The sequence below is a fragment of the Atopostipes suicloacalis DSM 15692 genome, assembly GCF_900129085.1.
Lineage (GTDB): Bacteria > Bacillota > Bacilli > Lactobacillales > Carnobacteriaceae_A > Atopostipes > Atopostipes suicloacalis.
Genome location: NZ_FQUF01000025.1, coordinates 21,411 through 34,110 on the forward strand (window position 1 = coordinate 21,411; position 12,700 = coordinate 34,110).

8 protein-coding genes are annotated in these 12,700 nt (G+C 33.5%); all 8 read left to right on the forward strand.

Annotated features, from left to right (window positions below; translation table 11 throughout):
- Positions 1-909, forward strand: coding sequence for a GTPase Era (gene era / locus BUB96_RS07925; protein WP_073298337.1), 909 nt, complete (start codon positions 1-3; stop codon positions 907-909).
- Between the two features lie 74 nt (positions 910-983).
- Complete coding sequence (gene recO, locus BUB96_RS07930; protein ID WP_073298338.1) at positions 984-1,757, forward strand: DNA repair protein RecO; 774 nt, start codon at positions 984-986, stop codon at positions 1,755-1,757.
- A 269-nt stretch (positions 1,758-2,026) separates the two neighbouring features.
- The gene (gene glyQ / locus BUB96_RS07935; RefSeq protein ID WP_073298339.1) at positions 2,027-2,959 is read left to right on the forward strand and encodes a glycine--tRNA ligase subunit alpha; all 933 of its coding nucleotides are present in this window, start codon (positions 2,027-2,029) and stop codon (positions 2,957-2,959) included.
- The gene (glyS, locus tag BUB96_RS07940; protein ID WP_073298340.1) at positions 2,960-5,041 is read left to right on the forward strand and encodes a glycine--tRNA ligase subunit beta; all 2,082 of its coding nucleotides are present in this window, start codon (positions 2,960-2,962) and stop codon (positions 5,039-5,041) included. It begins immediately after the preceding gene.
- A 141-nt stretch (positions 5,042-5,182) separates the two neighbouring features.
- Complete coding sequence (locus tag BUB96_RS07945; protein WP_073298341.1) at positions 5,183-8,485, forward strand: DEAD/DEAH box helicase; 3,303 nt, start codon at positions 5,183-5,185, stop codon at positions 8,483-8,485.
- Positions 8,486-8,630: 145 nt separating this feature from the next.
- Positions 8,631-10,514: a DNA primase gene (gene dnaG / locus BUB96_RS07950; RefSeq protein ID WP_159431734.1), complete on the forward strand. Its 1,884-nt coding sequence runs from the start codon at positions 8,631-8,633 to the stop codon at positions 10,512-10,514.
- A gap of 32 nt (positions 10,515-10,546) precedes the next feature.
- A complete protein-coding gene (gene rpoD / locus BUB96_RS07955) occupies positions 10,547-11,665 on the forward strand; it encodes an RNA polymerase sigma factor RpoD (RefSeq protein ID WP_073298343.1) in 1,119 nt (372 codons plus the stop codon).
- Positions 11,666-11,874: 209 nt separating this feature from the next.
- The gene (locus BUB96_RS07960; protein ID WP_073298344.1) at positions 11,875-12,504 is read left to right on the forward strand and encodes a 50S ribosomal protein L25; all 630 of its coding nucleotides are present in this window, start codon (positions 11,875-11,877) and stop codon (positions 12,502-12,504) included.
- The last annotated feature ends 196 nt before the right edge of the window (positions 12,505-12,700 follow it).

A 12,700-nucleotide genomic window follows, 5' to 3' on the forward strand; every position in this document is an offset into this window, starting at 1 on the left:
ATGAATAATAATGAAAAGTTTAAATCGGGTTTTGTATCAATTGTAGGGCGACCAAACGTAGGGAAATCTACTTTGCTTAATCAAATTATGGGTGAAAAAATTACAATAACCAGTGATAAAGCCCAAACTACACGAAATAGAATTCAGGGGATTTATACAACAGATGAAGAACAAGTTGTATTTATTGATACTCCGGGAATTCATAAGCCCAAACACCAGCTAGGTCAATTTATGGTCGATTCTGCATTAAGTACATTAAATGAAGTAGATATGGTTTTATTTATGATTAATGTATCTGAAAAAATGGGTCCTGGCGATCGTTTTATTATGGAACGATTAAGAAACATTCATACCCCTGTCTTTTTAGTTTTGAATCAAATTGATAAAGTTCATCCGGATAAATTATTACCAATAATTGAAGCTTACCAAAATGAAATGGAATTTGATGAAGTCATACCTGTTTCCGCAATAGATGGGAATAATGTGGACCGTTTACTGGAAGTGATTTCTAGTTATCTAGAAGAAGGACCTCAATATTATCCAAGTGATCAGGTGTCAGATCATCCTGAATATTTTATCGTTCAAGAATTAATTAGAGAAAAAGTTTTACAATTAACTCGAGAAGAAATTCCCCATTCGGTAGCGGTTATTACTGAAAGTATGCAGCGAGAAAGCGAGAACCTTATCGAAGTTCAAGCAACGATTGTAGTAGAACGTAGTAGCCAAAAAGGAATTATTATTGGAAAACAAGGAAGCATGTTAAAAGAGATTGGTACGCGTGCGCGCAAGGATATTGAAATATTACTGGGAAATAAAATATATTTAGAACTATGGGTGAAAGTAGCAGACGATTGGCGAGACACCCCACGAGATTTAAACAGATTTGGTTACAAAGATGAAGAATATTAAATCGAATAAACTTTCTATCTTATAAAATCAGGAGAATAAGGAGTTAAGCGATAAAGGAAAAAGAGGGGGATTATATGGCGCATTTAGAAGAAGTAGAAGGTATTGTTTTATACCAGCGAAAACATAGAGAACGCGATTTCTTGGTCAAAATATTCACGAAAAGATTTGGGAAAATAATGTTCTTTGTTCGTGGCGCTAAACGCCCTCAGGGAGAGATTTTTCAAGCGATTCAACCTTTTACTACAGCAACCTTTATTGCCGATATCCGAGAAAGCGGCTTAAGTTTTTTGCGCGGAGCAAAAGAAATTGAACAAAAAAGAGATTTGCAGTTAGATATTTTTAGTAATGCCTATGCTACGTATGTTAGTGCTTTAGCAGATGCGGCAGTAGAAGATCGTCTTCCTTATCCTTCCTTGTATCATCTTTTAGTCACTGGCCTTCATTTAATAGATGAAGGTTATAATCCTGAAGTTATCTCAAATATTCTAGAAGTTAAATTTTTAGTAGTATTCGGTGTAGGTCCAAATTTTAGTGCATGCAGTATCTGTGGAAAAACGAAGGGGATATTTGACTACTCAGATAAATATCATGGCATTCTTTGTTCAGAACATTTTCTAGAAGACCCTAGGAGATTACATGTTGATCCAAAAGCTGTTCATTTAGTCAGGTTATATTCAGTAATGGATTTAGAAAAAATTGGAGAAATTTCGATTAAAAAAAGTACCCAAGAAGAAATTAAACGGTTGATTGACCATATTTATGACCAATTAGTTGGCTTAAGCCTAAAGAGTAAGAAGTTTATTGATAATCTTTATAAGTGGGAAGATACGTTAAGAAAAGATGATTGACAATTTATTTTAGAAGTGTAATATTAACACAGAGTATTTATATTAGATTATGGAAGAGTACATGTAGGGAATTTATTGTTTCAGCGAATCTAGGAAAGTGTGAGCTAGATCAATAACCACATTGGAAGGCACCATATTGATTTAATAATAGTATTAAAAGTGCTAACATTTTTGTTAGAAATAGGGTGGAACCGCGAGAACTCGTCCCTATACTGATCGGGAAACAGTCAGTATAGGGACGAGTTTTTATATTTAGAGGAGAGAAGACAATGACTAAAAAAGCATTGAGTTTTCAAGAAATTATATTAACCTTACAGCGTTATTGGTCAGATCAAGATTGTTTATTAATGCAAGCATACGATACTGAAAAAGGGGCAGGAACAATGAGCCCTTATACCTTTTTACGTTCTTTAGGTCCAGAACCATGGAATGCTGCTTATGTTGAACCATCACGAAGACCTGCTGATGGTCGATATGGTGAAAATCCAAATCGACTTTATCAGCATCACCAATTCCAAGTAGTTATGAAGCCCTCACCAAAAGATATCCAAGATTTATATTTAAATAGTTTGGTAGCTTTAGGTATTAATCCATTAGAACATGATATTCGTTTTGTCGAAGATAACTGGGAGAACCCATCACTTGGATGTGCAGGACTAGGTTGGGAAGTTTGGTTAGATGGTATGGAAGTGACTCAGTTTACTTATTTTCAACAAGTAGGTGGGATTGAGGTAGATTCTGTAACCGCAGAATTAACATATGGTTTAGAACGATTGGCTTCTTATATTCAGGATGTAGAGAGTGTTTATGATATTGAATGGGCGGATGGCGTGAAATATGGAGAAATTTTTAGAGAGCCAGAATATGAACATTCCGTTTATACTTTTGATAAGAGCAATTTAGATTTACTTTTTAATTTGTTAGATGCTTATGAAAAAGAAGCGACTTTACTGATTGAACAAGGATTGGTACATCCTGGGTATGATTATGTTTTAAAATGTAGTCATATTTTTAATTTAATAGATGCGCGTGGAGCAGTTTCTGCTACTGAACGTCCAGATTATTTACGTAGAATTCGTGCCATGGCACGTAATATCGCAAGATCTTTCTTAAATGAAAGAGCGAAATTAGATTTTCCATTACTAAAAGAAGATACAGAAAAATGGGTTGAGAAATATCAAATAGAAGAGGAGGCAAAATAAATGACAAAGACATTTTTGCTTGAAGTAGGTTTAGAGGATATGCCAGCAGGAGTTATTGCAAATACTGAGAAACAATTAATAGATAAAACAAAATCATTCTTAACTGAAGCAAATCTAACTTTTACTGAAATCATAGGCTATTCAACTCCTCGTCGTTTTGCCGTAATGGTTAAAGAGCTAGCTGAGAAACAACCGGATGAAACATTAACAGTTCGTGGACCAGCTCAAAAAATAGCTCAAGATGAAGAAGGAAATTGGACAAAAGCAGCCATTGGCTTTTCAAAAGGCCAAGGAGGTTCTGTCGATGATTTAATCATTAAAGAAGAAAAAGGAAAACCGTATGTTTTCATTGAAAAATTCGTACCTGGTAAATCCGCTCAAGAAATACTCCAAGGAATGGAGCAGGTTATTTTAGATATTGAGTTTCCTAAAAATATGAAGTGGGGTAATTTCTCTTATCACTATGTAAGACCAATTCATTGGTTAGTTGCTTTATTAGATGATGAAATCGTGCCCTTTGAAGTCTTTGGTGTACCAACAGGACGAACATCTCAAGGTCATCGATTCTTAGGAGAAGCGGTTGAAATTACTATTCCAGAAGAATATGAAAGTTTGTTAGAAAAACAAGCCGTTATCCCTAAACGAGCAGAAAGACAAGCCATGATTGTCGAACAAATTCAGGACTTATGCAAACAGCATAATTGGATCGTTCCTACATTAAAAAGTGAACTATTAGAAGAAGTTACGGATTTAGTTGAATATCCTACCGCTTTTTATGGGCATTTTGATAAAGATTATTTACAACTACCGAGTGTTGTATTAGAAACTTCTATGATTGATCACCAACGTTATTTCCCTGTTCGAGATGAAAAAGATCAACAAGCTTTATTGCCTTATTTTATTTCCGTTCGTAATGGAAATAGTGAGCATATAGAAAATGTGGCCCGAGGAAATGAAAAAGTATTAACAGCACGTTTAGCAGATGCAAAATTCTTTTATGCCGAAGATCAAAAATCTGAAATCGTTGAATTTGTAGAAAAACTTAAGAATGTGGCCTATCATGAACAGTTAGGAACAATTTATGATAAACAAAATCGAGCGGTCAGAATAGTAGATGTCTTAGCTGATCATTTTAATTTATCAGGTCCAGAGATTAAAGAATTGAAAGAAATTGCAGCTATATATAAATTTGACTTAGTAACACAAATTGTCGATGAATTCCCAACTCTACAAGGAAGAATAGGCGGTATTTATGCTAGAGAACACCATCTATCTGATAATATAGCTCATGCAATTAGTGAACAATATTTGCCACTCTCACAAGTGGATTCATTACCAAAATCAATTCTAGGAAAGTATATTGCTTTAATAGATAAGTTGGATACGTTGATTCAATTTTTCTCTATTGGCATGATTCCTACAGGGTCAAATGATCCTCATGCATTGAGAAGACAAGCTGTGGGAGTGGTTCGTTTAATTCTTGCTTTAGATGTAAAAAATCTAGATTTTATAAAATTAATGAATGAAGTCGTGGAAGTAAGCAATCTTCCAGAAAAACGAATGGATCAACTAGATGAAAACATGCGTGCTTTAAATGACTTTATCTTAGCTCGATTAGAACAAATCATGAAGACGGATTATAATCTTTCTTATGATATACGCCAAGCAGTGTTAGCAGCTAAAAACGATAACCTTACGCGGATGGTGAAAGCTGGTGAACGATTAGAACAACATAAAGGGAAAGAAAACTATAAAGAACTGGTAGAATCAATTACGCGTATTCTAAATATTACAAATACGAATGGAAATGCCGGTCAAATTAATGAACAACTTCTTGAAACAGATTCAGAAAAAGAACTTGTTAAAGTCACGACTCAGTTGTCTAAAATTTTCACTCAAACAACAGATGCTAACGAACGTTATTTAGCACTTGAAAAGATTCATGGACCGATTACTGAATTTTTTGATCATAATATGATTATGGTGGATCAGCCAGAAATAAAAGAAAATCGTTTAACATTACTTAATAATCTAGCAAATATTACAATGGACTTTGCTGATTTTAGTCAATTAATTGTTTAAATGAATAAATACTAAAAAGAAAATCACTTATTGTATGCAATATTGCAGAATTAATAGGTGATTTTTCTTTTTGTGTGAAATCTTATCAAATCTTTGTTATAATAAGATGATAGAAATTTAAGGTAAAAAGGACTGAATTATTTGTTTAAAAAACAATTTTTTCCTGAAGCAACAATCAAATCTTTAGCAACCAATCAATCGATTTATGAAAAAGGTGTTATGCTATTTAATAATGATCAAGTAAAAGAATTGTCATTAAATGAAGGCAACCGCTCAGTAGAATTCACAATTTTTGATGGACAGAATCAAAAAACATATTTAAGTTTTTTAAAAAATGGTCTTGCGCAAAAATATTCTTGTGATTGTACTGTTTTCCAAAAACAATCTGGAGCATGCCAACATGTGATTACGAGTATGTTGTATTTAAATACAATCAACCAAGAGGCATTTAATGCATTAAATGCAAATCAAACCATCGATACAGAACAACCTTCTAGTCAGCTTCAATTATTACAGAGAAATCGTGAGTTATTAAATCATTTATTTGAAGAAGCAAATAAAGATATAGAATCTCATGCGATATCTTTTACAAAAACGCCACTCCAATTTGAATTTGTACTAAATATGCACAAGGTGAATCATTTATTTGAATATGAAATATATTTAAAAGCAGGAGTGGATCATTTATATGTGATTCATGATATTTTAGATGTTACCAATCACTTATTGAAGGGGAATGAATATACTTTTGGGAAACAACTTAGATATAATCCGAAAGACTATTTCTTACTTCCTGAAGACCGAGAATTATTAGCTTATATGAATGAAATTGGTAAAGCCCAAGAAGAGGCTTTCCAAATGGTTTACACGGGCCATTCTTTAGAACAAAACGGATCTTTATCCGTTCTGGCAAAGAATGTTCCTGCACTTCTTGAATTATTAAGTGAAGTTGATGGAGGCTTCGTTCGACTAGCACCACCACCTCGTTTATTAAGTTCTATCAACCAAATAGAACATCCTGAAATTGCTGAAGAAGAGGAAAAATTGCCTCTTACTTTTTTAATTAAACGAGAAAAAGATTTCTTTACTTTAGATGTTAGTGATGAAGATAAGAAGAAAAATATAACGGTTCATCCTCAAGCTAATATAGTCAGTGTTAATAGTGTCTTTTATTTATTAACTGCTCCACAGTTTAAAACTGCTCAGTTGCTCATTGAGACCATTAGCAATATGGCAGAGGAGCCACTTAAGTTAACTAAAGATGATTTAACGTCCTTTTATTCTTTAATTTTACCCCGTTTAAGAGAACTCTTTCATTATGATATTGCTGATGGAATTGAGGACAATATAGAACATGAACCACTAACTACTGAGTTGTATATTGATTATGATCAAGATGCTTTATCCATAGAGCCTCATTTTAAATATGGAGAAAATACGATTAATCCACTTGTACCAGATACAGAAGAACAATCTGAGGATGCGTCATCTGTTTTTATACGAGATATATATAATGAAAAAGACACACTTAGTGTACTCTCTCACTATTTCAAAAAAGCTGAAGTAGTAGAAGGAAAATATATTCTCGATCAATTTGAAGAAATTAGTACTTTTATATACGATTCTTTAAGTGAAATTTCTGAGCTAATGGAAATTTATCTATCTTCTGATGCTAAAGACTTAATTTATGATCAAGATATTAAATTAGGTTTATCCATTGAAATGAACAAACAAACAAATTTATTAGATATTAAATTTGATTTAGCCCAAATATCTGATGATGATTTAGCAGACTTAGTCACACAGTTAGAAAAGACAGATCCGCGATTTTACAAACTAAACTCAGGAAAAATAATTGATTTAAAAGAAAATCGTTTCGAAAAATTATTTGAAAACATTGATAAATTAGAGTTGAAACCGTCTGAAATTGCTAAAGAGACTTCGGTTTCTTTACTACGCGGTTTATCGCTAGGTGAAGGAGAAATGGTCTCTATTGGCAATGAATTCAAGGAATTTATTAAAGAACTAAAGGAACCGAATCGTTTAACCTTTGATTTACCCAAAGGTTTAAACGCAACCTTAAGACCTTATCAAGAAACAGGTTATAAATGGTTGCGGATGCTAGATTACTATGGGTTAGGCGGCGTTTTGGCAGATGATATGGGACTTGGAAAAACTATTCAAACAATCACTTTTCTCTTGTCTAAAATCGAAAACAAGGGTGGGAAATATTTAGTAGTCTGCCCATCAAGTGTTGTATATAACTGGGAAAGAGAGTTTAAACAATTTGCTCCTGAAGTAAATTGTTTAGTGATTAGTGGCTCGATTGAAGAACGAAATGAACAATTGGAGTATGCCTTAAATGACAAGGATCTTAATGTTTTAATTACGAGTTATCCATTAATCCAGCGCGACATTGAACACTATAAAAAGCATGTTTTTCAGTCCATTATTTTAGATGAATCTCAAAATGTGAAAAATGATGCAGCCAAAACAACAAAAGCTGTCAATAGATTAAGAGCACAAAACATTTTTGCTTTATCGGGTACACCAATTGAGAATAACTTAAATGAATTATGGTCTTTATTTTCAATTATATCGCCTGGATTATTTCAGTCGAAGAAAGCTTTTAATGAATTATCAGAAGAAGAAATCTCCCGAAAGATTGACATCTTTGTTTTACGACGATTAAAAGAAGATGTACTAGACGATCTGCCTCCTAAAACAGAGACAGTAGAGTATATTGAGCTTTCTGACGAACAAAAAAGACTTTATCAAACCCAATTGTCTCTTATCAAAAATGATGTAGAATCATTAATTGAGCAAGATGAGTTTGAACAAAATAGAATGCGTATTTTAGCGGGTATGACTCGATTACGACAAATTTGTTGTGATCCTAGACTGGTGAATCCTGATTATGAAGGTGGATCTGCTAAACTAGATCGTCTGATGGAATACTTAAGAGAAGCTTTAGCGAATAATAAACGAGTTGTATTATTCTCTCAATTTACAAGTATGCTAGCTATCATTCGGAAAATCTTAGATGAACAAAATGTTGATTATCATTATTTAGATGGAAGTACGCCAAAAGAAGAACGGTTGGAATTAACCACACGATTTAATGAAGGGGAAAAAGATTTATTTTTGATTTCTCTACGTGCAGGTGGAACGGGCTTAAACTTGACGGGTGGAGATACCGTGATTTTATATGATTCTTGGTGGAATCCAGCCATCGAAGATCAAGCGGCTGATCGAGTCCATAGATTTGGCCAACAAAAATCTGTTCAAGTTATCCGGTTGATTATGCAAGGAACGATTGAAGAAGGAATAAATGAGCTTCAAGACCAAAAGAGAGAATTAATTGATAACGTCATACGTAAAAGCGATAGTAAAAAGAGCCGTTCACTTACAAAAGATGATATCCTCAAATTATTAACCAACTAATCATTTTATGAATCAAGCATGGTTTATAGGAATTGGCGATGCAAAATAATTGACTTGTAAACTATGAATGGTATACTAAAAATCGGATTTATCCTAGGATTTTTATATCGTTTTATAATAAAATATATTTATGGAGGTGAGCATGATGGTTCGAATCCCTGATGCGACGGTCGATGATATCAGAAAAAATACAGATATCGTAGATATCATTTCGCAATATTTACAGTTGAGAAAGTCAGGGCAAAATCATTTTGCTCATTGTCCTTTTCATGAAGACAAAACGCCTTCTTTTTCTGTAAATGATCAAAAACAAATCTTTTATTGTTTTAGTTGTGGCCGAGGGGGCAATGTCTTTAATTTTCTTAAAGAAATTGAAGGACTTACTTATCCTGAAGCTATCATAAAAACAGCAGAACTTATTAACTATCCATTAGATCAAAATTTAATTTCTCAAGTGTCTAATCAGGAAGTTAATGAAGATTCAGCAATAGGTAAGCTAAATTCAATTAATCGATTAGCTAAATCTTTTTATCATCATATCTTGGTAAATACTCAAATCGGGAAAGCTGCTTTAGAGTATTTACTTGATCGTGGGATGACAAGAGAAACAATCGATGAGTTTGAATTAGGTTTTTCACCACCCCAACGAAATGCTTTATATCTATATTTTGATTCACAAAAAGATGTAGCATTTGATATAGAGACTTATCAAAATTCAGGATTATTTTCAATAAATCATTCGCCTGAAAGTGACGAATTCTTGGATCGATTTTCAAACCGAATTATATTTCCACTCCATAATGAGCAGGGTAAAACGATTGGTTTTTCAGGAAGAATATTTGATAATGAAAATAAATCGTTTCAAACAGCAAAATATTTAAATACTCCTGAAACGCCATTATTTAATAAAAGCAAGGTTATATATAATTTTGACAAAGCAAAAGCATCGATTCGACGTGAAAATGAAGCTGTTTTTTTTGAAGGATATATGGATGTAATCTCAGCTTGGCAAGCAGGCGTGAAAAATGCTGTAGCTTCTATGGGAACAAGTTTAACAGAGGAACAAATTAAAAGTATGGATCGCTTCACGGACCACATTGTTTTAGCCTTTGATGGGGATGATGCTGGAAATGATGCAATCAAGAGATCCATTGACTTTTTAACTACAAAAACTCATTTTAATTTAGAAGTTGTTACCTTTCCTAGTGGATTAGATCCTGATGATTATATTCAAAAATTTGGGAAACATCAATTTTTCGAATTTTTAACACATGGTCGTGACACGTATATTGGCTTTTTAATGCAGTATTATAAACGCGATAAAAATTTATCGAATGAATCAGAACAAATCACTTATATTGAAGAAGTTCTTCGTGAACTGACTCAAGTCGATTCACTAATTGAACGTGAAATTTATCTAAATCAATTAGCTGAAGAATTTAAGGTATCCTTAGATACTTTAAAGTCACAATTTGAATCTGTCATGGATATTGTTCAAACAAAACAACTAAATGAAATGAAACAGCAGCAAAGAATGCAGCAAAGTCAAGTCCCTAAACTGCAGGTTTCATATCAAGACAAGCCAAAATTTAGTTTAATTGAACAAGCAGAGCGGATGCTGTTGAATCGGTTGTTTTATGATGAAGAAGCTTGGATCACTTTAAAAAAATTAGATCCTGATTTTCATTTCAATCATGAATCTCATCAATTGATTTTCATTTTATTTGAATCCTATCGAGAAGATGATTTAGAATTAACAGATACGGAAGGCTTTTTAGACTATTTACAAGATGATCAATTAAAAAAGAAAGTTGCAGAAATTTTCTTAATTGATTTAGGAGAACTAAAGGATGGTGAGATTAATGACTACGTTCATGTTATTAAAAATATATCACCCGTCAAAGAGACTATCGCACAAAAAACAGAAGAGCTAAGAGAAGCGCAAAAACAAGGAAATACGAGTAAACAAAACTCTTTAGCTATCGAAATTATTAATTTAAATAAAAAATTAAAAAACAATAAGCAATAAACAAGATTACTACTACGGGAGGCAATAATCTTATGGCAGAATCTGCAGACATAAAAAAAGATTATAAAACAGCACTTAATGAAATGATTAGCGAAATTAAGTTTCTAGATCAAGATACCGTTTCTTATGTAGAACTTAGTGATAAACTCGCTAAACCTTATCATTTAGATGAAAAAGGAATGGATCGTTTAATTCAAAAACTTGAAAACGAAGGAATCGGTGTCGTCGATGAAGATGGAAATCCTTTGGCAAAACAAGTTGAAAAAGAAGAAGAAGTTGTCGAGGAAGCACGAGATGAACAATTAGTTGCCCCACCAGGAGTTAAAATTAATGACCCAGTTCGTATGTATCTAAAAGAAATTGGTCGTGTTGATTTACTTTCTGCCGACGAAGAAGTTGAACTTGCGAAACGTATTCTTGAAGGGGATAAGAGCGCAGAAGATGAGTTAGCCAGTGCAAACTTGCGTTTAGTGGTCTCCATCGCCAAAAGATATGTAGGCCGTGGAATGAGCTTTTTAGACCTTATTCAAGAGGGTAACATGGGGCTTATGAAAGCCGTAACGAAGTTTGATCATACAAAAGGCTTTAAGTTTTCAACTTATGCCACTTGGTGGATTCGTCAAGCCATTACACGAGCCATTGCCGATCAAGCACGAACGATACGTATTCCAGTCCATATGGTTGAAACCATTAATAAATTAGTTCGTGTTCAAAGATCCTTGCTACAAGATTTAGGACGTGAACCGACGCCTGAAGAGATTGGCGCAGAAATGGATTTACCTACTGAAAAAGTAAGAAATATTATTAATATCTCTCAAGACCCCGTTTCTTTAGAAACACCTATTGGCGAAGAAAACGATTCGCATTTAGGGGACTTTATTGAAGATGGAGAGGCAATGGATCCTGAAGACAATGCCTCATATGAAATGTTAAAAAATGAACTAGAAGATGTTTTAGAAACCCTAACAGATCGAGAAGAGAATGTTTTACGATTAAGATTTGGTTTAGATGATGGTCGTCAACGTACCTTAGAAGATGTAGGTAAGGTATTTGGTGTTACTCGTGAACGTATTCGTCAAATCGAAGCCAAAGCATTAAGAAAATTACGTCATCCAAGTCGCTCGAAACAATTAAAAGATTTTTTAGAATAAGGCTTTTTAAAAGCGGGTGGAAATTATCTCCCGCTTTTAAAATTATATTGAAGTGAATGGATTTTAATAACTTCATTTGCTAATTTTTTAAAAATAAGATAAAATGTTTCAGTGGTGCTTTGCATTAGGATAGTAAATTTGATATACTTATCCTTGATTTATTCAGATAAGAACTGAATGGTATTAATATTGAGTGGAAGGTGAAATGCATGAAAATTGTTGCGGAAAAACGCACAAAAACAGGTACGTCTGCTTCTAAACAAGCGCGTGCAGCTGGGAAATTACCTGCCGTAATTTACGGTAGAGCTGTTGAATCATTACCTGTGTTAGTAGATTTAAAAGAATTTGAAGATACTGTCCGTGAAGTAGGATCTAACGGGGTATTTTCATTAGAAGTTGATGGTGAAACTTACCAAGTATTCGTTAAAGAATATTCATATTTTGCTACAAAACCAAGTCTATATCATATAGATTTACAAGCATTTACTGCTGGTGAAAAAGTTGATATGACAATTCCAGTTTATGTTGAAGGTGAAGATGAGATTCTTGAAGGTATTTTATCTCAATCTATATCTGAAATTGATATAGTTATTGCTCCTGAAGATGCTCCAACTCACTTTACAATTGATGCTTCAAAACTTGAAATTGGAGATAGCTTAACTGTTGCGGATATCGAACTTCCTGAAAGTACTGAATTATTAACAGAACCAGATGAAACAATTGTTTCTGTATCTGCACCTGAAGATATTTCAGAAGACTTAGAAACAGAAGATACTGCTACAGATGTCATGCCTGAACCAGAAGTTATTGGTGAAGATGACGAAGAAGAAGATGAATAATTAACTTTAAAAGCCTCTTTCGGACAAAGTTCTATCTTTTGTTTGGAGAGGCTTTTTTGCGTTATTATTGTATAATTTGAACTACTCCACCTTAAATCCTTTGGATTTTGAAGATGGAGATTCCTAAGAACTCCAACCTACTGGTCGGATTTTGATTAGGCTAACCCCGTAGTCCCTACGGTCTTGGAAGCTAAAA

Coding starts and splice junctions, on each gene's coding strand:
- dnaG (WP_159431734.1), top strand. CDS start 8,631: ATGGTTCGAATCCCTGATGCGACGGTCGATGATATCAGAAAAAATACA.
- glyS (WP_073298340.1), top strand. CDS start 2,960: ATGACAAAGACATTTTTGCTTGAAGTAGGTTTAGAGGATATGCCAGCA.
- glyQ (WP_073298339.1), top strand. CDS start 2,027: ATGACTAAAAAAGCATTGAGTTTTCAAGAAATTATATTAACCTTACAG.
- rpoD (WP_073298343.1), top strand. CDS start 10,547: ATGGCAGAATCTGCAGACATAAAAAAAGATTATAAAACAGCACTTAAT.
- era (WP_073298337.1), top strand. CDS start 1: ATGAATAATAATGAAAAGTTTAAATCGGGTTTTGTATCAATTGTAGGG.
- BUB96_RS07960 (WP_073298344.1), top strand. CDS start 11,875: ATGAAAATTGTTGCGGAAAAACGCACAAAAACAGGTACGTCTGCTTCT.
- recO (WP_073298338.1), top strand. CDS start 984: ATGGCGCATTTAGAAGAAGTAGAAGGTATTGTTTTATACCAGCGAAAA.